Annotated in this window: 21 protein-coding genes and 1 riboswitch; of the genes, 14 read left to right on the top strand and 7 right to left on the bottom strand. The window is 63.0% G+C overall.

Annotated elements, in window-relative coordinates:
* The first annotated feature begins 3 nt into the window (after positions 1-3).
* Positions 4-1,032, top strand: a complete 1,029-nt coding sequence (hemH, locus tag HAQ05_RS06470; RefSeq protein ID WP_190418591.1) for a ferrochelatase — start codon at positions 4-6, stop codon at positions 1,030-1,032.
* 34 nt (positions 1,033-1,066) lie between these two features.
* Here the strand turns inward: hemH and HAQ05_RS06465 are convergent, their stop codons facing one another.
* Both HAQ05_RS06465 and upp read right to left on the bottom strand, forming a co-directional pair.
* Positions 1,067-2,320, bottom strand: a complete 1,254-nt coding sequence (locus tag HAQ05_RS06465) for a uracil-xanthine permease family protein (RefSeq protein WP_190418589.1) — start codon at positions 2,318-2,320, stop codon at positions 1,067-1,069.
* A gap of 2 nt (positions 2,321-2,322) precedes the next feature.
* Positions 2,323-2,961: a uracil phosphoribosyltransferase gene (gene upp / locus HAQ05_RS06460; protein WP_190418587.1), complete on the bottom strand. Its 639-nt coding sequence runs from the start codon at positions 2,959-2,961 to the stop codon at positions 2,323-2,325.
* A gap of 162 nt (positions 2,962-3,123) precedes the next feature.
* Here upp and HAQ05_RS06455 point away from each other — a divergent pair, with 162 nt between their 5' ends.
* The 3 genes from HAQ05_RS06455 (at position 3,124) to HAQ05_RS06445 (ending at position 4,577) form a co-directional block, all read left to right on the top strand.
* Positions 3,124-3,681: a hypoxanthine-guanine phosphoribosyltransferase gene (locus HAQ05_RS06455; RefSeq protein WP_190418586.1), complete on the top strand. Its 558-nt coding sequence runs from the start codon at positions 3,124-3,126 to the stop codon at positions 3,679-3,681.
* A 69-nt stretch (positions 3,682-3,750) separates the two neighbouring features.
* On the top strand, positions 3,751-4,224 hold the full coding sequence (locus HAQ05_RS06450; RefSeq protein WP_190418584.1) for a hypothetical protein: 474 nt from the start codon (positions 3,751-3,753) through the stop codon (positions 4,222-4,224).
* Between the two features lie 68 nt (positions 4,225-4,292).
* Complete coding sequence (locus HAQ05_RS06445; protein ID WP_190418582.1) at positions 4,293-4,577, top strand: PA4642 family protein; 285 nt, start codon at positions 4,293-4,295, stop codon at positions 4,575-4,577.
* A gap of 129 nt (positions 4,578-4,706) precedes the next feature.
* Here the strand turns inward: HAQ05_RS06445 and mqo are convergent, their stop codons facing one another.
* Entirely contained in the window at positions 4,707-6,221 is a 1,515-nt protein-coding gene (mqo, locus tag HAQ05_RS06440; protein ID WP_190418580.1) for a malate dehydrogenase (quinone), read from the bottom strand.
* Between the two features lie 863 nt (positions 6,222-7,084).
* Here mqo and HAQ05_RS06435 point away from each other — a divergent pair.
* On the top strand, positions 7,085-7,669 hold the full coding sequence (locus HAQ05_RS06435; protein WP_190418579.1) for a YajG family lipoprotein: 585 nt from the start codon (positions 7,085-7,087) through the stop codon (positions 7,667-7,669).
* Positions 7,670-7,726: 57 nt separating this feature from the next.
* Here HAQ05_RS06435 and HAQ05_RS06430 read toward each other — a convergent pair whose 3' ends face one another.
* Complete coding sequence (locus HAQ05_RS06430; protein WP_190418577.1) at positions 7,727-8,893, bottom strand: 1-acyl-sn-glycerol-3-phosphate acyltransferase; 1,167 nt, start codon at positions 8,891-8,893, stop codon at positions 7,727-7,729.
* A gap of 74 nt (positions 8,894-8,967) precedes the next feature.
* Between HAQ05_RS06430 and HAQ05_RS06425 the strand changes: the two genes are divergently transcribed.
* The 3 genes from HAQ05_RS06425 to HAQ05_RS06415 are packed head-to-tail and all read left to right on the top strand — an operon-like array spanning position 8,968 to position 10,050.
* A complete protein-coding gene (locus HAQ05_RS06425) occupies positions 8,968-9,150 on the top strand; it encodes a CPXCG motif-containing cysteine-rich protein (protein ID WP_190418576.1) in 183 nt (60 codons plus the stop codon).
* Positions 9,150-9,410: a putative signal transducing protein gene (locus HAQ05_RS06420; RefSeq protein WP_190418677.1), complete on the top strand. Its 261-nt coding sequence runs from the start codon at positions 9,150-9,152 to the stop codon at positions 9,408-9,410. Before HAQ05_RS06425 ends, HAQ05_RS06420 begins: the two co-directional genes overlap by 1 nt.
* Positions 9,411-9,429: 19 nt before the next feature.
* Positions 9,430-10,050, top strand: coding sequence for an SOS response-associated peptidase (locus HAQ05_RS06415; protein WP_190418574.1), 621 nt, complete (start codon positions 9,430-9,432; stop codon positions 10,048-10,050).
* A gap of 61 nt (positions 10,051-10,111) precedes the next feature.
* On the opposite strand, the gene HAQ05_RS06410 is transcribed toward HAQ05_RS06415, so the two are convergent.
* The 3 genes from HAQ05_RS06410 to HAQ05_RS06400 form a co-directional block, all read right to left on the bottom strand.
* A complete protein-coding gene (locus tag HAQ05_RS06410; RefSeq protein ID WP_190418572.1) occupies positions 10,112-10,696 on the bottom strand; it encodes a TMEM165/GDT1 family protein in 585 nt (194 codons plus the stop codon).
* A gap of 104 nt (positions 10,697-10,800) precedes the next feature.
* Positions 10,801-10,910, bottom strand: a riboswitch (yybP-ykoY riboswitch).
* Between the two features lie 38 nt (positions 10,911-10,948).
* The gene (locus tag HAQ05_RS06405) at positions 10,949-11,947 is read right to left on the bottom strand and encodes a class I SAM-dependent methyltransferase (RefSeq protein WP_190418571.1); all 999 of its coding nucleotides are present in this window, start codon (positions 11,945-11,947) and stop codon (positions 10,949-10,951) included.
* A gap of 39 nt (positions 11,948-11,986) precedes the next feature.
* A complete protein-coding gene (locus HAQ05_RS06400; RefSeq protein WP_190418569.1) occupies positions 11,987-12,940 on the bottom strand; it encodes a 2-hydroxyacid dehydrogenase in 954 nt (317 codons plus the stop codon).
* Positions 12,941-13,033: 93 nt separating this feature from the next.
* Between HAQ05_RS06400 and HAQ05_RS06395 the strand changes: the two genes are divergently transcribed.
* From HAQ05_RS06395 to pstB, 6 genes are all read left to right on the top strand, one after another.
* Positions 13,034-13,663: a LysE family translocator gene (locus HAQ05_RS06395; RefSeq protein WP_190418567.1), complete on the top strand. Its 630-nt coding sequence runs from the start codon at positions 13,034-13,036 to the stop codon at positions 13,661-13,663.
* Positions 13,664-13,821: 158 nt separating this feature from the next.
* Positions 13,822-15,615 carry a DUF1302 domain-containing protein gene (locus HAQ05_RS06390; protein WP_238936476.1) on the top strand — a complete coding sequence of 598 codons (1,794 nt, stop codon included), beginning with the start codon at positions 13,822-13,824 and terminating at the stop codon, positions 15,613-15,615.
* A 231-nt stretch (positions 15,616-15,846) separates the two neighbouring features.
* Positions 15,847-16,875 carry a phosphate ABC transporter substrate-binding protein PstS gene (gene pstS, locus HAQ05_RS06385; protein ID WP_190418566.1) on the top strand — a complete coding sequence of 343 codons (1,029 nt, stop codon included), beginning with the start codon at positions 15,847-15,849 and terminating at the stop codon, positions 16,873-16,875.
* Between the two features lie 69 nt (positions 16,876-16,944).
* Positions 16,945-17,940: a phosphate ABC transporter permease subunit PstC gene (gene pstC, locus HAQ05_RS06380; RefSeq protein WP_190418564.1), complete on the top strand. Its 996-nt coding sequence runs from the start codon at positions 16,945-16,947 to the stop codon at positions 17,938-17,940.
* A gap of 26 nt (positions 17,941-17,966) precedes the next feature.
* On the top strand, positions 17,967-18,812 hold the full coding sequence (gene pstA / locus HAQ05_RS06375; RefSeq protein ID WP_190418674.1) for a phosphate ABC transporter permease PstA: 846 nt from the start codon (positions 17,967-17,969) through the stop codon (positions 18,810-18,812).
* On the top strand, positions 18,812-19,585 hold the full coding sequence (gene pstB / locus HAQ05_RS06370; protein WP_190418562.1) for a phosphate ABC transporter ATP-binding protein PstB: 774 nt from the start codon (positions 18,812-18,814) through the stop codon (positions 19,583-19,585). The genes pstA and pstB overlap by 1 nt, the downstream gene beginning before the upstream one ends.
* Positions 19,586-19,590 lie beyond the last annotated feature (5 nt).

Below are 19,590 nucleotides of genomic sequence, written 5' to 3'. Positions count from 1 at the left end.
TGAATGACCGATCATGCTTTGCTGCTGGTCAACCTCGGCTCGCCGGCCTCCACTGCCGTGGGCGATGTGCGCCGTTACCTCGATCAATTTCTGATGGACCCTTATGTCATCGACTTGCCCTGGCCGCTGCGGCGCTTGCTGGTGTCGCTGATACTGCTCAAGCGCCCAGCCCAATCGGCCCATGCCTATGCCTCGATCTGGTGGGAGGAGGGCTCGCCATTGGTGGAATTGACGCGCCGCCTGCAACAGCGGGTACGCGAGCATTGGCCCCATGGGCCGGTGGAGATCGCCATGCGCTACGGCGAGCCGGCGCTGCCCGGCGTGCTGGGGCGCCTGGCGGCCCAAGGGGTGCGCCAGGTGACACTGGCGCCGCTGTACCCGCAATTTGCCGACAGCACCGTGACCACGGTGGTCGAAATGGCCAAGCGCACGGTCGCCGAACACAACCTGCCTATCACCTTCAGCACTTTACGCCCGTTCTACGATCACCCGGCTTACATCGCGGCTCTGGCGGCAAGCGCCCAGCCTTGGTTGGAGCACGACTACGACCATCTGCTGCTGAGCTTCCATGGGTTGCCAGAGCGCCATATCCGTAAATTGTTACCCAAGGATAGCCGCCACGACCTGCGCGCCGCCGACTGCTGCGCGCATGCCACAGCCGAGGAGCGGGCCGTATGTTACCGTGGTCAGTGCTTGGCCACCGCGCGGGCGTTCGCCGCGGCCACGGGCTTGCCGGAGGGCAAATGGTCGGTGGCGTTTCAGTCGCGCCTGGGTAAAAACAAGTGGATCGAACCCTACACCGATGCCCGCCTGGCCGAGCTCGCCGCGCGGGGGGTGAAGAAACTGCTGGTGATGTGCCCGGCCTTCGTTGCCGATTGCATCGAAACCTTGGAGGAAATCGGCATCCGCGGTAACGCACAGTTTCGCGAGGCGGGTGGCGAGGAGTTGGTGCTGGTGCCCTGCCTGAACGACCACCCACAGTGGGCGCAGGTGTTGGCGCAACTGTGTGAGCAGGCCACACCTATGCCGTGAGCCGCGGCCGCAAGCAGCCGCTTGCGGCTCCAAATCAAGCGGGTGGCGCGCCACTGGCCTTGGGTAAAACCAGGTTCAACGCGACCGCCACCAACGCGCATAGCGCGATGCCCTTAAGGCCAAAATCGCCTGGGCCCGTGCCGGTGCCCACTAGCACGCCGCCGATGCCGAATACCAGGGTCACCGATACGATCACTAAATTGCGTGCCTCGCCCAGGTCTACCTGGTGGCGGATCAACGTATTCATGCCCACTGCCGCGATCGAGCCGAACAGCAGGCACAGGATGCCGCCCATCACAGGCATTGGAATGCTTTGCAGCAACGCGCCGAACTTGCCGATGAACGCTAGGGCGATGGCGAACAGCGCCGCCCAGGTCATGATCTTGGGGTTGTAGTTCTTGGTTAACATCACCGCGCCGGTGACTTCGGCGTAGGTGGTATTGGGCGGCCCGCCCAATAGGCCGGCGGCCGTGGTGGCCAGCCCGTCACCGAGCAGCGTGCGATGCAGGCCCGGTTTACGCAGGTAATCCCGGCCGGTCACGCTACCCACCGCGATCACCCCGCCGATGTGTTCGATGGCCGGCGCCAGGGCCACCGGCACAATGAACAAGATCGCCTGCAGGTTGAACGCCGGCGCGGTGAACGCGGGCAGGGCGAACCAGGAGGCGGCGGCGATGTTCGCGGTGGCGACCACGTGAAAGTAGAACGACAACGCAAAGCCCACCAGCACCCCCGAAATAATCGGAACCAAGCGCACGATACCCCGGCCGTACACCGCCACTGCCAGGGTGGTCAGCAGCGCTGGCATGGAAATCAACATGGCTGTGCGGTAGGGGATCACTTCGATACCGGCGGCATTTTTGCCCATGGCCATGTTGGCGGCGATCGGTGCCATCGCCAAGCCGATGGAAATCACCACCGGGCCGATCACCACCGGCGGCAGCAGCCGGTCGATGAAACCGGTGCCTTTGATTTTTACCGCCAGGCCCAAAAAGGTGTACACAAAGCCTGCAGCCATCACCCCGCCCATGGTCGCCGCTACGCCGAACTGGCCCTTGGCAAGGATGATCGGGGTAATGAAGGCAAAGCTTGAGGCCAAAAACACCGGCACCTGGCGCCCGGTCACGGCCTGGAATAACAAAGTGCCGAGGCCGGCGGTAAACAGCGCGACATTTGGGTCCAACTCGGTGATCAACGGCATCAGCACCAGCGCACCGAAGGCCACGAAAAGCATTTGCGCCCCGGACAACACCGTACGCCACAGCGGGTCGTTGAATTCGCTTTGCATGGTCAGGCGTCCTTCTGCTTGGTGCCGAAAATCTTATCGCCGGCATCGCCCAGGCCCGGGATGATGTAGCCTTGCGCGTTCAAGCATTGGTCGATCGAGGCGGTGTAGATCTGCACATCCGGGTGCGCCTTTTCCACCGCGGCGATGCCTTCGGGGGCCGCCACCAGCACCATGGCGCGGATGTCGCGGCAGCCGGCCTTCTTCAACAGGTCGATGGTCGCCACCATCGAGCCGCCGGTGGCCAGCATCGGATCGATGATCATGGCCAGGCGTTCGTCGATCCCGGTCACGAGCTTTTCGAGGTAGGTATGCGCCTGCAGGGTTTCTTCATTGCGCGCCACGCCCACGGCGCTGACCTTCGCCCCAGGGATCAGGCTGAGCACGCCGTCGAGCATACCGATACCCGCGCGCAGGATGGGCACCACCGTGATCTTCTTGCCGGCGATCTTCTCGGCCTGCACCGTGCCGCACCAGCCTTCTATTTCGTAGGCCTCCAGGGGTAGGTCCTTGGTCGCTTCATAGGTCAACAACGCGCCAACCTCCTGTGCCAGTTCGCGGAAGTTTTTCGTGCTGATGCCGGCGCGGCGCATCAAGCCGAGCTTATGGCGGATCAGCGGGTGGCGTATTTCGCGTATGGGCATCGGAAAAATCTCCAGTGGGCGTAGGAAAAAGCGCGCTAGGTTAAGCTAATCAGCCTGGGCTGTCTGGTGCCTTTACCGACGTTAGTCCACAAATGCTTGATTCGTGGCGCCCGCATGCGTACCTTTGCCGGCTTTTATTCGAACACCCCTTGGAGAGCGCCCATGCCCGCCGATCTCACGCACATCCGCCAAGTGATGGACGAGGCCGATTGCCTGTACACCGAAGCCGAAGTCGAAGCCGCCATCGCCCGCGTCGGCGAGCAGGTCACCGCACGGATGGCTGATACCAACCCGGTGGTGTTTTGCGTGATGAACGGCGGGCTGATCTTCGCCGGCAAACTGCTGACCCACCTGCGGTTTCCGTTGGAGGCCTCATACTTGCACGCCACCCGCTACCGCAACGAAACCCGTGGCGGTGACCTGTTCTGGAAGGCCAAGCCGGAAATTTCCTTCATCGACCGCGACGTGCTGATCATCGATGACATCCTCGACGAGGGGCATACCCTCAGTGCCATCCTCGACTTCTGCAAGCACGCCGGTGCCGCCTCGGTGAGCACCGCGGTGTTGATTGACAAAGAACACGACCGTAAGGCCAGCCCCGACTTGAAAGCCGACTTCGTCGGCTTACCGTGCATCGACCGCTATATTTTCGGCTATGGCATGGACTACAAGGGCTACTGGCGCAACGCCGCCGGCATCTATGCGGTGAAGGGCCTGTAGGGCGCTTGTTCCCGGGCCGTTGAAGGGGCGCTGTGCTACAGTTCAGCGCCACCCCCGCCGGAGCCTGCCATGCGCCTGTTGTTCGCTGCCCTTTTGAGTTCGCTGTGCGCCCTGCCATTGGCCGCCGCCCCCCTGCACGCTCAGTACCTGCCACCGGACGATGCGCAGTTACGCCAGGGTGAACCCACCCAGCAGCAGTTGATGCAGGTGAGCGAGTTCAGCGTGGTGGCGGGCAACGAAAGGCTGTCGAACGAACAGCCGATCCCGGTTACCGCGCCGTTGACCGTGCGCCTTAAAGGCAAGCCGTTACCCAAAGGCGGTGCCTTGGCCGAAGTGCTGATCAGCTTCGACAGCGAAAGCAAAAGCCTTAAAAAGGCCAGCTACGATGAAGCCAGCAAAACCCTCAGCCTGAACTACCCGCTGGGCCAATACCGCATCATCATGGATTTGTTGCGCAACGACACCGTGTACGTGCAATACCTGGCCTATGGCAACGGGCACGTTTGGGCTGACCTGCACACTGCCAGCGGCCGAGCACATTGAGCCGCGCCGGGCCCGGCGGTACACTGCCAGGCTTGTGAAACCATTCGTGACCTGAGAGTGAAGTGGCAATGCGCAAAGACAAAAAGCAGGTGATCGGCGACGAGATCAGCGACGACTACGTCAAGGCCTTTTTGCGGTTCGAACCGGCCGACGATACCCCGCCGGCGCTGCACAAACTGGTCAAAGCCTACCGGGGCCTGCGCGCGCATGACTTCGAGCGTTTCGTGGGGTTCTTCAAGCAGGCAGGTTTCGACCTGGGCACCCAAGACGCCCACGGCCACGACTTCATTGCATTGGTGAAGGACCAGCGCAACGCCGCTGAGTACATCGAGATCATCCAGGCCGCGCGCTGACCTGCAAACAGGCGACAACACTCGGCAAGCACGGTGGCATACGGTGCTCAACCACGGCGTGCCGCCGCTGGAGCGGTAACGCCAGCGTCAAGCGGCCAGCCACGCTGGCCGCTTGAAGTGTACTGCCGATCAGGCGTACCGCTCACCGCTGCCCAGGGCCGGCTGCACCAGTTCCAATGCTTCGTTGCTTTGCGCGCTAACCCGCCGATACAGCTCGGCATCGCTGGCCAGGGCTTTTTCCCGTGCCGGGAATATCTCTGCCAGCTTGCTGCCCCAGGTGTTGGCATACTGCTCGGGGAAGCACCGCTCGATCAACTCGAGCATGATCGAAACCGTGACCGACGCGCCCGGCGAGGCGCCGAGCAGGGCGGCGAGGGTACCGTCCTTGGCAGCCACCAGTTCGGTGCCGAATTGCAGCACACCGCCTTTTTTCGGGTCTTTCTTGATGATCTGCACACGTTGCCCGGCCACCTCCAGGCGCCAATCCTCGGCTTTGGCCTCGGGGTAGAACTTGCGCAGTGAGGCCAGCCGCTGGTCCATCGACTGGCGCACCTCGTTGACCAGGTAGCGGGTCAGGTCCATGTTGTCGCGTGCCACGGCCAGCATCGGCCCGATATTGCTCAGCCGTACCGACAGCGGCAGGTCCATCAGCGAGCCATGCTTGAGGAACTTGGTGGTGAAGCCCGCATAGGGGCCGAACAGCAATGATTTTTTGCCATCGACCATGCGTGTGTCCAGGTGCGGTACCGACATGGGCGGTGAGCCCACCGCGGCCTGGCTGTAGACCTTGGCCTGGTGCCGGTTGACCACCTCGGGGTTATCGCAGCGCAGCCATTGGCCGCTGACCGGGAAACCGCCGAAGCCCTTGCCTTCATCGATGCCCGAGGCCTGCAGCAACGGCAACGCGGCACCGCCGGCACCGAGGAATACGAACCGTGCATCGACCTGGCGGGTGCTGCCGCCGTTCACGTCCTTGATGTCTACCGTCCAGCCGCCGGCCGCGCCACGGCGCAGGCCAACGACCTTCTGCGAGTACTTGACGGTGGCATCCTGGGTTTGCCCCAGGTAGCCCAGCAGCTTATTGGTCAGCGCGCCGAAATTCACATCGGTGCCGCCTATCACGCGGGTCGCGGCCAGCCGCTCGGCAGGGTCGCGGCCGGGCATCATCAGCGGAATCCACTGCTCCAGCACGGTTTTATCTTCGGTGTACGCCATCTCGGCGAAGGCATGATGGGGCTTGAGCGCTTCGTAGCGTTTTTTCAGGAAGGCCACGCCTTTATCACCCGAGACATAGCTCAGGTGTGGCAGTGGGTTGATGAATGCCTTGGGCGTGCCAAAGGCATCCTTGCGGATCAGGTAGGCCCAGAACTGCTTCGATACCTCGAACTGGGTGTTGATGTTCACGGCCTTCTTGATATCGACCGAGCCGTCCGCCGCTTGTGGCGTGTAGTTCAGTTCGCAGAGGCCGGCATGGCCGGTACCGGCGTTGTTCCAGGGGTTGGAGCTTTCCGCCGCACCCGAGTCCATCGCCTCGACCACCTCCAACCGCAGGGCTGGGTCGAGCTCCTTGAGCAGTACCGCCAGGGTGGCACTCATGATGCCCGCGCCCACCAGCACTACGTCCACTGCTTCATTCTGCGCCATTAACGCATCTCCGAAATCATCCACATCTGGTTTGGCAGCCAGGGCCGGTTTGAGGTGTGACCGCACAAAGCAGGCATGCTCACCCGGGCCTGGCCGATGATCATCGCCAGCGCCCGCCGCGCTACCGGTTGCCGAACGTGCTTATCTACGCATGCCCACGCATGCCGGGCAATTCGACCATCGGCCGAGGCGGCGCGCCGTAGCGGGCTCAGCCCCGGTATCGGGAACGGTTCGATGTGTTGGAACTTGCGGTTAATGGTGCATTCGCTGCTGCAAGACTGTTCATTTTGCTCGCCACACTCTTGTGAAGTTGTGAAAACCCGTTGTTTTTCACGCTCTTTTGAAGACGTGAACCTCAAAAAAAGCTTCACCGCGCCGCGGCGGCGATGCCAGTAAGCCAGCGGCAGCCAGGCCTGGCCTAAATGGGCGGCTCTCTGTGGGCGATGGTCGAGCGCCGTGGCACGGCGATGGAGCGGGGCCCGATCAGGAGACGACCTTATAATCGGGGCCAGATTATAACGGTGAACGCGGCGGAAAGGTCGCAAATTAAGCGCTTTTCTTCAGGCCGTGGGCTGCGGGCGAGGCGTGCAGGGGTTTGGCCAGCCTTTTGCGGGTACACCCGTGTGGCGGCAATTGCCATTGGCCGCACGCTGTTGGCGGGTGCGTTTTGCCGCCGTGCGCGTGGCCGCACCCCGCACTGGCCGTACTATGGCGGCGGTGGGCGCTTTGGCCGGTAGCCACCTTCACCCGGCAAAGTTGCCGCGAACTTTTGAAGCACCAGCCAAGGCTGAAGATTATCCTGATACCGCCGGCCCTGCCGTGTCGCTATACTGCCGGCCTGTGCCCTTTTTGGAGAATCGCGCATGTCGCCACGCCTGTTGTTCGGTTTGCTCGCTGTGTCCGCCCTTGCGCTGGCCGGTTGTGCCAGCAGCCCCCAGCAGTTGAGCCCGCAGCCGAAGCTGACGGAGCAATTGGCGGCGGTGGGGCAGGGCCAGCCGGTTCAGGTACGGGTGGTCGACGGTCGCCCTTCGGCGGTGCTCGGCACCCGTGGCGGGTTGTACCCGGAAACCAGTACGGTAAGCGTGCAAGGCAACGATATCGTGCCCAAATTGCAGGCCCAGGCTGAAGCGGCCGTGCGCCTGCTCGGGTACACGCCCAACGCCAGCGCGGCGGGCGCACCGACCCTGACCGTGACGCTGGCCGACCTTAAATACCAGTCGCCGAAGGATTCCACCTACGTGACCGAGGCCACCATCGCGGCGACCTTCCGTGCCGACGTGCGCGGCCCCAGCAACAGCTACAGCGGCCGTTATAGCGCCTCGCTGAACCAACGCTTCGGTATGGCGCCGAACCAGGAAACCAACACCAAGTTGGTCAGCGATGTGCTCAGCGACGCCCTGACGCGAGTATTCAAAGACCCCACCATCGGCCAGACCCTGCGCCAATGACGCGGTACGCGGCTGCCCTCTAGGCTCGCCCACTGTTCGTGGGCGCAGGGCCCGGCATCAAGGCGCCAGGCCGGCCTTGATGCGGTACTGGTTGCGTACGGGGGTGGCGTATTGTTGCACCAGGTACGGCCGGTGCTCGGCCGGGCACTCGTTTAGCCGGCGCTGCCACTCTTCGCGCGCCTGGGTCAATTCCTCGGCGCCGAACAGTTGCCCGGCCGTGGGCACCTCCAATGCCGGGTCGGCACCTTCCCATTGCGCATAGGCCAGGTAATGCACCGGAAACAACCGGTAACCGGCAAGGATCTTGCGGTCGATCTCGGCCGCCAACTGCTTGGTGTCTTCGTGCAGGTCGGTGACCGGGGCTGAAAAGTTGATATGCACCCGGCCCTTATAGCCAGTAATGCCCTGGGCGATGCTCAGGTCATCCTCGCCTGGGGCTTTCTTGTATTCGCCGGTGCTGGCACGAATGTACAGCTCACGGGCTTTCGCCGCGTCGCACGGGTCGTATTCGTAGCTGATCGATACCGGGGTCAGGTTCAGCGACCGCACTACCTCGGCAAAGGGTTCGTCCTTGCGGCTCATGTGGAACATTTTCAGGATTGCCGAATCGGTACGGTCATCGCCATCCTTGGCCCGGCCTTCGGCCTGGGCGATCCAGATCGACTGGCAGTCGGTTCGGATCGAATGGTTGATGTACGCCGACAGCAACTGGTAGGCGGCGAGCCGCTCGCGACGCCCGCTCAATGAGCGATGCACGATGAAACTTTTGTTAAGCCGCATCAGGTCGCTCACGAATGGGCGTTGCAGCAGGTTGTCACCGATCGCGATGCGTGGCGTGGGCAAGCCGGCGTGGTACACGGCATAGTTGACGAAGGCCGGGTCCATCACGATGTCGCGGTGGTTGGCCAGGAACAGGTAGGCACTGCCAGACTTGAACTGTTCGACACCGGTGTAGGTTACCCCATCGGTGGCCCGTTCGATGGTATGGTCCACGTACATCTCGACCTTGTCCTGCAGTGCCGCTACGCTGTCGATGCCGGCAAATTCGCGGCGCAGTTTCTTGGCGATCATCGGCTTGAGCAACCAGCCGAGGGCACCGGCAAAGCGCGGGAAACGGAAGTGGGTGAGGGTGTCGAGAAACGCCGGGTCTTTCAGGAGCCTCGTCAGTACTGCTTTGACCTCGGAGTCGTCATAAGGTCGGATGGCATCGAATTCGCCCATCATGCTCTCTTGTTGGCAACGGCTTAAGTAGTGAAACAGACCGGCGATTATACGCATAACTGAAGGGTAGGGCCGCGATGCTAGAAACCGAGCGCTATTTTTGCCCCTATTGCGGGGAGCCGGCCGAGGCCATACTCGACCTGTCGGCGGGCGACCAGGATTATATAGAAGACTGCCCGGTGTGCTGCCGCCCCATTCGCTTCGTGCTGCGAACCGAGGGCGATGCTTGGTCATTGGATGTGTATAGCGAGAATGAATGATGAAGCGCATCTACGAACCGGAAAGCCTGCTTGAAGCAGAGCTGCTGCTGACCATGCTCGCCAGCGAAGGCATCTACGCCCACTTGCTGGGGCGTGATCTGGTCGGGGGCATTGGTGAATTGCCGGCCATCGGGCTGCTTAACCTGAGCGTCGAAGATCCCCTGGCCGAACGCGCACGGCTGTTGATCAGCCAGTACAATAGCGCTTCGCCGCTGGCGGACGAGGAGCCCGATAGCGGGCCTGGTATCTTGCTGTGTTGACCGGAGCCTTGCCTTTCTGATGTGTGGACGCTACGCACTGTTTCGCTGGACCTCAGCCTTCGCAGCCTTGCCGGGTTTCCCGGCGCAACATGCCCCGCAGTGGAACATCTCCCCCGGCCAGTCGGTGCTGATCCAACGCCAGCAGGCCGAAGGATTGATGCTGGCGCGTGCACGTTGGGGCCTGACGCCCGGCTGGGTCACGGATTTCTCCCGTACACCGGCCCAGGCGCGCGCCGAAACCTTGGCCGAGCAGCCGCTGTTTCGTGAGGCCTTTCGCCAGCGCCGCTGCTTGCTGCCGGCGAACGGTTTCTATGAATGGCGCGGTTCGGTGCGTAAGCAACCGTATTGGCTTACCCCGGCGCAAGGCTCGAACCTGTATTTCGCCGCGGTTTGGGAAGCCTACCCGGTGGGTGACCACGTGTGGTTGAGCACCGCGGTGGTCACCCAGGCCGCCGCCAGCCAGCGCCGGCCGTTGATTCTCGATACCGCTGAACAGGCGCTATGGCTGTGCCCGGAAACGCCTTTGCCGCAGCTTTATAGCCTGTTGGCCAAGCCCTGCGCCAGCCTGCGCGAGCGGCCGCTGGCCAAGCTTGTGAACGACCCCGCACTCGATGCCCCTGAGTGCCTGACGCCAGGTTGAAGGGCATCGGCCGCGCCCGGGTAACGGCCTTGCGCCGTGCCCCGCTGCGGCGCCAGCCGGGCTAGAGCCAACCGCTCACCCTCATCGCCTTATACACCGAATACACCGCCAGCACGAAGAACGCCGCGGCAGCCAAGCGGCGGATAAGCGCCAGTGGCAGTTTGTCGGCGGCGAAGTTGCCGGCCAGTACCACGGGTACGTTGGCGATCAACATGCCCAGGCTGGTACCGATGATCACCAGCAGCAGGTGCGGATACTGCGCGGCGAGCATCACCGTGGCGACCTGGGTCTTATCGCCGATCTCGGCCAGGAAGAAGGCGATCAGCGTGGCCATGAACGGGCCAAATTGCTTGCCGCGGTTGGCTTCGTCGTCGTCCATTTTGTCGGGCACCAGCGTCCACAGCGCGGTCGCAGTAAAGCTTGCGGCGAGGATCCAATGCAGCACGGTATCGGTCAGGTAACTGCTGACCCAGGCGCCTACTGCGCCGGCGGCCGCATGGTTGGCCAGGGTGGCGGCAAGGATGCCCAATATGATGGGGACAGGCTTGCGAAAGCGAGCCGCCAGGACGAGTGCGAGGAGTTGAGTCTTGTCGCCGATTTCGGCCAGCGCCACGATACCCGTGGGAACAAGAAGGGATTCTAACATCAGGCTTCCTATTGGGGCGGGTCGACACGGCTATGACACGTACAGCCTCCCCGCCCCGGGTAAAGGTGTGCGTGTCATAGGTCTGGTCAAACCGTGGGGCCCCTCTGATGTGGGCCCTCAGGTCGCACGCGCCATGGCCGGTAGGCCAAGTATGTTGACGCGTGCCAATGCGAACAGTGTGCTCGCGGGAGACTACTCCCCTAGGACGGAGCGGATTCTGCCTACGCTTTGCGCCGATGGCAAGCGTTGTGATTACCCTTTGCGTGCCCGATAAATGCGAAAGCCATCGCGCTGGGCGAGGGTTTCGCAGTGGCCAAAGGCGCTTTCCAATAAGGGCGGGTAACGCAGAAAACTATTCGCAACCAGGCGAATTTCGCCGCGTATTTCTAGATGTTCGGCGCTTTTTAGCAGCAGGTTTTCTGTCGCTTCATAGTGGGTATGCACCCCGCTGTGAAACGGTGGGTTACTCACGATCCCATCCAGCAGCGCCGGTGCGCCGTCGATGCCATCGGCGCAGATCAGTTCCCCCTCCAGGCCGTTGGCCTGCAGTGTCAGCGTAGCGGCGGCAATGGCGAAGGCGTCGACGTCCAGCAAGCTCACCCGGTTGCTGGGGTAACGGCGCTTGATCAGCGCGCCGATGACCCCGGCCCCACAACCGAAATCCAGAATGTGCCCGGCCGGCAGGTTATCCAGGTGGTCGAGCAGTAGCGCGGTGCCGCGGTCCAGCCGGCCGTGGCTAAACACCCCGGGCAAGCTCACCACCTGCAACTCGCCGCCGGGCGCCGCAACCCCGAAGCGTTGCGCCAAGGGCGGCAGGGAAGGGGCGGCCGGGGCATGCTCCACCTCAACCTGCCATAGCTGGCAGTGGCGGGCGCTGTCGAGCTTGCGCGGTGTGCCATAGGTTTGCAGCAGGCGTGCCGAACCTTCGATGCCGCCGCGTTTTTCGCCCACCAGGTAAAGCATGCGGCCGGGCAGCTTGGCCGCCAGCGCATCGAGCAGGTAGGCCGCCAAGTCCTTCGCCTTGGGTAGGTACAGCACAGCGGCGGCCACCTCTGTAGGGGGCGGCTCGGTGCCGAAGTGGCAGCGCTGGCCGAAACGCCCAGCCAGCACGGCGTGGTCGGCAGCGTTCCAGCCCCAGCCACTGGCCTGCGGCAACGTCCCCAGCAGGCCGTCGGCGGGCAGCCCCGCCAGCAGCACCGGGCCGGTGAAGCGTTCGGCCTGGCGTAGCAGCACTTCACTGCGCGGGTCCATGTTCAGCTCCTTGGCGAAAAAAGCGCGCAGTCTAGCAAATCACGCCACCACCCGTTGTGGTGCGCCCTGGGCGAAGCTGTGGGCGTTTTCGCTGAGCTGGCCGACGATACGCTGCCGTGCTTCGCGGCTACCCCAGGCGCTGTGAGGGGTTACGATCAGCCGTGGCAAGTCGCTGGCCAGCAGTGGGTTGCCTTCAGTGGGTGGCTCGGTGGTCAACACGTCGGTCGCTGCGCCGCCCAAATGGCCGCTGCGCAGGGCATCGGCCAGCGCGTATTCGTCGATCAGCCCGCCACGCCCGGTGTTGAGCACGAACGCGCCGCGCTTGAGCAAGGCCAACTCGGTGACGCCGATCAGGTTGCGGGTGTGTTCGTTGAGCGGGCAATGCAGGGTCAGCGCATCGACCCGGGGCAACAATTCGGCTAATGGCAGGCGCCCGTCGCGGCGCGGGCGGTTGGGCAGTTGCCCTACCAGCACGGCCATGCCGAATGCTTCGGCCAACCGCGCGACGGCGCTGCCCAACTCACCATGGCCCAGCAGCCCCAGGGTTTTGCCTTGCAGCTCCACGATAGGGAAATCCAGCAGGCAGAACTGCCGGGCCTGCTGCCACTTGCCGGCGGCGACGGCCTGCTGGTACTGCGGCAAGCTGGTGGCCAGGGCCAGCAGCAACATCAAGGTGTGTTGGGCCACCGACGGGGTGCCGTAACCTTGGCAATTGCACACGCATATGCCCCGTGCCCGCGCCGCCTCCAGGTCGACATTGTTGGTGCCCGTGGCGGCCACCAGGATCAGCTTCAATTGCGGGTTGGCGGCCATGGCTTGGGCGTCGATCAGCACCTTGTTGCTGATCGCCACGTCGGCACCGGCCAGGCGCGCCGAGGTGTCGCCGGCCTCGGTACTGGCATACAACTGCAGCGCGCTGAACGCCCCGTGCAAAGGGGCAAGGTCGAGGTCGCCGAGGTCCAGCGAACTGTGATCGAGAAAAACCGCACGCATCGAAAAAGGGCCTCTAGTGGTGGATTGAAGACGTATAACGGTAAACTTAGCCGTTCCGCCCGCTGCCTGTTACACATTTTGAGGCCCACTGCCATGTATTGGACTGAATTTCTGACCGTTGCGCTGATACACCTGCTCGCCGTGGCCAGCCCGGGCCCGGATTTTGCGGTAGTGGTACGTGAAAGCGTGGCCCACGGCAGGCGTGTCGGCAACTGGACGGCCCTGGGCGTGGGTTCGGCGATCTTCTTGCATGTGGGTTACTCGTTATTGGGCATTGGCCTGCTGGTGTCGCAGTCGATCATGCTGTTCAACCTGCTTAAATGGCTGGCGGCCGCCTACTTGCTGTACATCGGCATCAAAGCGCTGCGCGCGCGCCCGGCCGCAGGTGCCGGGGCTGCCGCCCAAGTGGATAAACAGCCCCGCACGGCGCGCCAGGCCTATGCGGCAGGCTTCATGACCAACGGCCTCAACCCCAAGGCCACGCTGTTCTTCTTGTCGCTGTTCACCGTGGTCATCGACCCGCATACGCCACTGTGGGTCCAGGCCGGCTATGGGGTATACCTGGCGTTCGCCACCGCAGGGTGGTTTTGCCTGGTGGCGTTGTTGTTCAGCCAGGCGCGGGTGCGGGCGGGCTTTGCCCGCATGGGCCATTGGTTCGACCGCGCCATGGGCGCCGTGCTGGTGGCGCTGGGGGTGAAAATTGCCCTGACCGAGATGCACTAGCCTGGCATCTCGGGTGTTCGCCCAAGCCTTGACGCCCGAACGCCAGAAACCACGCTAAGGGCGATCGCGAAGCAGTGCTGTACCCGCGTTGAACGGCTTTTTCTTGAAACTTTAAGCGTGAAGCTTGAAGCTCGCCCTTTTGCAAATGGGCGAGCACCTTGCGTTTTACAGACAGGCTTGGCGTGTGGGCATGGGGGGTGCTGGGGGTAATGGCGGCGCCTGCCTACGGGTTGCCGTTCAATATAGGGCCGGTCGAAGGCCAGTTCGATTCGCAATTCTCCCTTGGCACCGCCTGGGGCATGGCCACCCGCAGCCAGCACCTGGTCGGGGCCAGCAACGGCGGCGGCGCCTGGGCCGCCAGCACGGATGATGGGCGGCTGAATTTCAAGCGTGGCGAGGCGTTCACCCAACAGTTCAGCGGCACCCATGCCCTCGAATTGCGTTACCAAGACAGCGGCCTGTATGTGCGCGGGCGCTATTGGTACGACTTCAAGCTCCAAGACCAGCAGCAGGCCTTCAAAGACATCGACGACAGCGGCCGCGCCCAGGCCAGCCGCAGCGCTGGCGGCCAGTTGCTCGAAGCCTTCGCCTGGCATAACTACCAGTTTGGCGGCCAGCCCGGCACCGTGCGCGTGGGGCGGCAGGTCGTGCATTGGGGCGAGGCGCAGTTTATCGGCGGCGGCATCGATGCTATCAACCCGCCCGGTGCCGCGCTATACCCCACCGCGGCCAGCCAATGGCGCGACGAGGCGATGCCCACGAGCCTTGTATACGCACAACAAGGCATCACCGACCGGTTATCGGTAGATGGCTTCTACCAACTGGCATGGGACGCTGCCGGGCAGCGCAACTGCGGCACGTTCTTTTCCAGCAGCGACGCGCTGGCCAAGGGCTGCGACGCCAACCTCGCGCTCGGGGCCAATGGCGCGCAACTCGATGCACAGTTGGCCGGCGCGGGCCTGGGCGCGGCGCAGCGCCAAGCCGCACTGCGATTGCTGGGCAGCAGCGGGGCGCCCGATGAAGGCGTGGTGGCCCGCCGCGGCAGCGACCAGGAGGCCCGCGACGGCGGGCAGTTCGGCTTGGCGGTGCATTACCATGCCGACCCATTGGCCACGGATTTTGGCGCGTACTGGCTGAACTATCACAGCCGGCTGCCGATCTTCAGCGGGCGCGCGGGCGGTGGCCAGAGCCTTTCCAGCGCCCTGGCCTCGGCTGGGGTACCGGTGTCGGCTGCCTTGTTGGAGGCATTGCAGCCCAGTTGGTTGGCGGGGCAGGCCAGCTATTACGTGCGCTATCCAGAAAACATCCACCTGTACGGCGTGAGTTTTTCTTCCACCCTGCCAGAAGGCACCCGCTGGCGCGGTGAACTCAGTTACCGGCCCAACGCGCCGGTGCAAGTGAATTGGCTGCAGGTGCTGCAGGCCAGTGCGGATGGCCAGGCAGACGCCGGTTATCGGCGCAAGCCCCTTACCCAACTGCAAACCAGCCTGGAGCACACCTTCGATGGCGGCCTGGGGGCGGACCAGTTCACCCTGGCCGGTGAGGTGGGCCTGACCCATGTAAGTGGCTTGGGCGGCCAGTATTATGGCCGCGATGCCGCGTTTGGCCCCGCCCCGGGGCAGTGCCAAGCCGGCAGCCGCTATTGTGAGAATGATGGTTTTACCACGGAGAACGCCTGGGGCTATCGCGCCCGTGCGCAGTGGGCGTTCTACAACCTGCTGCCGCGCCTGGAGCTGCGCCCGAGCTTGGCCTGGGCCCATGACGTGAAGGGTTATGCGCCGGACCCTGGCGGTAACTTCCAGGAAGGCCGCAAGGCCGTCACCGTTGGCTTGGCCGCCGATTACCAGCGCACCTACAGCGCAAGCCTGGCTTACACCAATTTTTTTGGCGGCAAATACAGCACGGTGAATGATCGCGACTTCCTGTCGTTTACCCTGGGGCTGCAATTCTAACGGTACCCCGCCGGCAAAAAGCCGCTCGCCCGGGTAGTGGCGGCCAGTGAGCTTGCGGCCGCCGGGCATTTCGCTATTGCGCCGGCACCGCTTGCCCGCCGAGGGCTCAAGCCACGCTGTAACAATTCTATCGATTAGCTGTCATCAAAAAGTCACATAACCCGCATTAAATCGGCACGGCTTACTCCTGTGGAGCGATTCCACATCAATGTTCTTTGATTGAGGTGTGCCGTGAGACTGTTGACCAAGACCCGCCTTTCGATTCTGCTCGCTTCGCTGTGCCTGTCGGGCTTTGCCCACGCAACCGATGTGACCGGCGCGGGCTCCAGCTTCGTGTATCCGGTGCTTGCCAAGTGGGGCCAGAAGTACCAGGAGTCGTCGGGCAACCGTATCAACTACCAATCGATCGGTTCCGGCGGCGGTATCGCCCAGATCAAGGCCGCCACGGTCGACTTCGGCGCCTCCGACGCCCCGTTGTCGGCCGAAGACCTCAAGGCCGCGGGGCTTGGCCAATTCCCCAGCGTGATCGGCGGTATCGTGCCAATCGTCAACGTTGAAGGCGTCACCCCCGGCGCCCTGAAACTCGACGGTGAAACGCTTGCGAAGATTTTCCAGGGCACCGTCTCCACCTGGAACGACCCGGCCATCACTGCGTTGAACCCCGGCGTGAAGCTGTCCAACGGCAAGATCACCGTCGTTCACCGTTCGGACGGTTCGGGCACTTCGTATAACTTCACGAATTACTTGAGCAAGGCCAGCGCCGACTGGAAAGCCAAGGTCGGCTTCGGCGCCGCTGTGCAGTGGCCGGTGGGCGTTGGTGGCAAGGGCAACGAAGGCGTGGCCGCGTACGTCAAGCAAATCAAAGGCTCGATCGGCTATGTGGAGTATGCCTACGCCAAATCGAACAGCCTTTCGCACACCCTGTTGAAGAACGCCGCGGGCCATTTCGTAGCGCCTGAGGCGAAGACGTTCCAGGCGGCTGCCGGCACTGCGGATTGGGCCAACGCCCAAGACTTCAACCTGCTCTTGACCGACGCCCCGGGTGCCGATGCCTGGCCGATTGCCGCGACGACGTGGATCATCATGTACAAACAACCGAAGAAGGCTGAAGAAAGCAACGCCGCTTTCGACTTCTTCAAATGGTCGCTCGAGCATGGCCAGGACCAAGCCGCCGCGTTGGACTACGTCGCGCTGCCCGATTCGCTGGTCAAGCAGATCGAAGCGTATTGGGCAGCCGAATTCAAGGTTGCCGGCCAGTAACTGAAACACGCGTCACCCTCGCCTCTCAAGGCCCCGCCCTTGGGAGGATTTTTTTCGAGTGGACTTAACATGACCGATAACTCTCAAGCACTGACCACTGTGATGGCCACAGCACCACATGCCGGCGAAGCGCGCAGTGCACGCGATCACCGCCACGACCTGTGGTTTCGCCGCACCGTTTGCGGCGCGGCCATGGTGGTGTTGGGCTTGCTGGCGTGCATTGCCGGCTCCACCCTCTGGGGCGGTGCCGAGGCTTTTCGCACCTTTGGCTTGGACTTTTTCACCCGCACCGACTGGGACGCCGTAGCCGGGCGTTTCGGCGCCGTGGTGCCCATCTATGGCACGCTGGTGACGTCATTCCTGGCCTTGCTGATCGCCGTGCCGGTCAGCTTTGGCATCGCGATTTTTCTCACCGAAGTGGCGCCGCCGTGGTTACGCATGCCCATTGGTTCGGCGATCGAATTGCTCGCCGGTATCCCGTCGATCATCTATGGCATGTGGGGCTTGTTCGTATTCGCCCCCTTCATGGGCGAGTACCTGGCGCCCTGGATCAACGACAACCTGGGCGCCATCCCTGGTATCGGTGCACTGTTCCAGGGGCCGCCGCTGGGCATTGGTACGCTCACTGCCGGCATCGTGCTGGCGATCATGATCATGCCGTTCATTACCTCTGTGATGAACGAAGTGTTTCGCACCGTGCCCAGCCAACTCAAGGAGTCGGCCTACGCCCTGGGCGGGACCACTTGGGAAGTGGTCTGGGACATTGTATTGCCCTACACCCGCTCGGCCGTGGTCGGCGGCGTGTTCCTCGGCCTGGGCCGCGCCTTGGGTGAAACCATGGCGGTTACCTTCGTGTTGGGTAACGCCCACCAACTGTCGGCTTCGTTGCTGATGCCGAGTAGCTCGATCGCCTCGGTGATTGCCAACGAGTTCAGCGAGGCCTACACCGACCTGCACCGCAGCTCGCTGATCGCCTTGGGCTTTTTGTTGTTCGTGGTCACCTTCATCGTGTTGGCCTGTGCACGCCTGATGCTGATGCGCCTGTCGCGCAAGGAGGGGCTGTGAGTTCGCCCAATGAAAACCTGTACCGTATGCGCGCCTTCAAGAACGGGATCGCCATGGTGTTCGCCTGCGCCGCCACCGGCTTTGGCCTGCTGTGGCTGGTGTGGATTCTTATCACCACGGTGGTCAATGGCGCGGCGGCGCTGGGCCCGGCGCTGTTTACCGAGATGACCCCGCCACCCGGCACCCCGGGCGGCCTTGCCAATGCCTTCTATGGCAGCCTGTTGATGTCGGCACTGGCGCTGCTGGTGGGCACACCGATCGGCTTGATGGCCGGTGTGTGGCTGGCTGAATTTGCCCGCCATACCCGCTTGGGCATGGTGGTGCGGTTCATCAACGACATCCTGCTGTCGGCGCCGTCGATTGTGCTGGGGTTGTTCATCTATACCGCGTTCATCCTGCCCGTGAGTGCGCTGACCAACCACCAGGTGGGTTTCTCCGCGCTAGCCGGTGGCCTTACCCTGGCACTGTTGGTGATCCCGGTGGTGGTACGCACCACCGATGAAATGCTCCAGTTGCAGCCGGGCACGCTGCGCGAAGCCGCCCTGGCGCTGGGTGTGCCGCAATGGAAGATGACCCTGCAGATCGTATTGCGGGCGGCCCGTGCCGGGGTGGTCACCGGCATATTGCTGGCGCTGGCGCGTATCACTGGCGAAACCGCGCCGCTGCTGTTCACCGCCTTCGGCAATCAGTTTTGGAGTAGCGACCTACTCAAGCCCATCGCCAGCGTGCCGGTGGTGGTTTTCCAATATGCCATGAGCCCCTTCGAAGATTGGCATGCCTTGGCCTGGGCTGGCGCGTTGGTGCTAACGCTGTTCGTATTGACGCTAAGCCTGCTTTCCCGCCTCATTCTTTTGCGTGATAGGTCTTACTGATGAACACTGTTGCCCCCATGCGAACCAAGATCCAGGTCCGGGACCTTGAGTTCTTCTACAATGGCAATCGCGCCCTGAAGTCCATCAACATGGACATTCCGGAAAAGCAAGTCACGGCTATCATCGGCCCCTCCGGTTGCGGCAAGTCGACCCTGCTGCGGGTGTTCAACCGTATCTATGCGATGTACCCCAAGCTGGAGGCCCGGGGCGAGGTACTGCTCAACGGTGAGAACATCCTGGCGCCGAATTACTCGATGAACCGCCTGCGCAGCCATGTGGGCATGGTGTTCCAAAAGCCGGTGCCGTTCCCCATGTCGATCTACGACAACATTGCCTATGCCGTGCGCCACCACGAGCGCCTGGGCAAGCGCGACATGGAAGCGCGTGTAGAGCAGGCCCTGCGCGGCGCGGCGTTGTGGGAAGAAGTCAAAGACAAGCTCAAGCAAAGCGCCCAGGGCCTTTCCGGTGGCCAGCAGCAACGCCTGTGCATCGCCCGCACCATCGCGCTCAAACCCGAGGTGTTGCTGCTCGACGAGCCCACATCTGCGCTGGACCCGATCTCTACCGGGCGCATCGAGCAGCTGATTACCGAGCTCAAGGAACACTTCACGGTAGTGATCGTGACCCACAACATGCAGCAAGCGGCGCGCTGTTCCGATTTCACCGCGTTCATGTTCATGGGCGAGTTGATCGAACACGGCGACACGGACACCCTGTTCACCAAGCCGGGCAAAACCCAGACCGAGGATTACATCACCGGCCGGTTCGGCTGAGGCCT

The sequence above is a fragment of the Pseudomonas typographi genome (genome assembly GCF_014694385.1).
Lineage (GTDB): Bacteria > Pseudomonadota > Gammaproteobacteria > Pseudomonadales > Pseudomonadaceae > Aquipseudomonas > Aquipseudomonas typographi.
The sequence above is the reverse complement of the archived record's forward strand: the minus strand, read 5'-3'. Positions and strand labels throughout refer to the sequence as shown.

Bases quoted from the DNA above. Each gene is read 5' to 3' on its own strand.
- hemH (WP_190418591.1), top strand. From the start codon at position 4: ATGACCGATCATGCTTTGCTGCTGGTCAACCTCGGCTCGCCGGCCTCC.
- HAQ05_RS06465 (WP_190418589.1), bottom strand. From the start codon at position 2,320: ATGCAAAGCGAATTCAACGACCCGCTGTGGCGTACGGTGTTGTCCGGG.
- upp (WP_190418587.1), bottom strand. From the start codon at position 2,961: ATGCCCATACGCGAAATACGCCACCCGCTGATCCGCCATAAGCTCGGC.
- HAQ05_RS06455 (WP_190418586.1), top strand. From the start codon at position 3,124: ATGCCCGCCGATCTCACGCACATCCGCCAAGTGATGGACGAGGCCGAT.
- HAQ05_RS06450 (WP_190418584.1), top strand. From the start codon at position 3,751: ATGCGCCTGTTGTTCGCTGCCCTTTTGAGTTCGCTGTGCGCCCTGCCA.
- HAQ05_RS06445 (WP_190418582.1), top strand. From the start codon at position 4,293: ATGCGCAAAGACAAAAAGCAGGTGATCGGCGACGAGATCAGCGACGAC.
- mqo (WP_190418580.1), bottom strand. From the start codon at position 6,221: ATGGCGCAGAATGAAGCAGTGGACGTAGTGCTGGTGGGCGCGGGCATC.
- HAQ05_RS06435 (WP_190418579.1), top strand. From the start codon at position 7,085: ATGTCGCCACGCCTGTTGTTCGGTTTGCTCGCTGTGTCCGCCCTTGCG.
- HAQ05_RS06430 (WP_190418577.1), bottom strand. From the start codon at position 8,893: ATGATGGGCGAATTCGATGCCATCCGACCTTATGACGACTCCGAGGTC.
- HAQ05_RS06425 (WP_190418576.1), top strand. From the start codon at position 8,968: ATGCTAGAAACCGAGCGCTATTTTTGCCCCTATTGCGGGGAGCCGGCC.
- HAQ05_RS06420 (WP_190418677.1), top strand. From the start codon at position 9,150: ATGAAGCGCATCTACGAACCGGAAAGCCTGCTTGAAGCAGAGCTGCTG.
- HAQ05_RS06415 (WP_190418574.1), top strand. From the start codon at position 9,430: ATGTGTGGACGCTACGCACTGTTTCGCTGGACCTCAGCCTTCGCAGCC.
- HAQ05_RS06410 (WP_190418572.1), bottom strand. From the start codon at position 10,696: ATGTTAGAATCCCTTCTTGTTCCCACGGGTATCGTGGCGCTGGCCGAA.
- HAQ05_RS06405 (WP_190418571.1), bottom strand. From the start codon at position 11,947: ATGGACCCGCGCAGTGAAGTGCTGCTACGCCAGGCCGAACGCTTCACC.
- HAQ05_RS06400 (WP_190418569.1), bottom strand. From the start codon at position 12,940: ATGCGTGCGGTTTTTCTCGATCACAGTTCGCTGGACCTCGGCGACCTC.
- HAQ05_RS06395 (WP_190418567.1), top strand. From the start codon at position 13,034: ATGTATTGGACTGAATTTCTGACCGTTGCGCTGATACACCTGCTCGCC.
- pstC (WP_190418564.1), top strand. From the start codon at position 16,945: ATGACCGATAACTCTCAAGCACTGACCACTGTGATGGCCACAGCACCA.
- pstA (WP_190418674.1), top strand. From the start codon at position 17,967: ATGCGCGCCTTCAAGAACGGGATCGCCATGGTGTTCGCCTGCGCCGCC.
- pstB (WP_190418562.1), top strand. From the start codon at position 18,812: ATGAACACTGTTGCCCCCATGCGAACCAAGATCCAGGTCCGGGACCTT.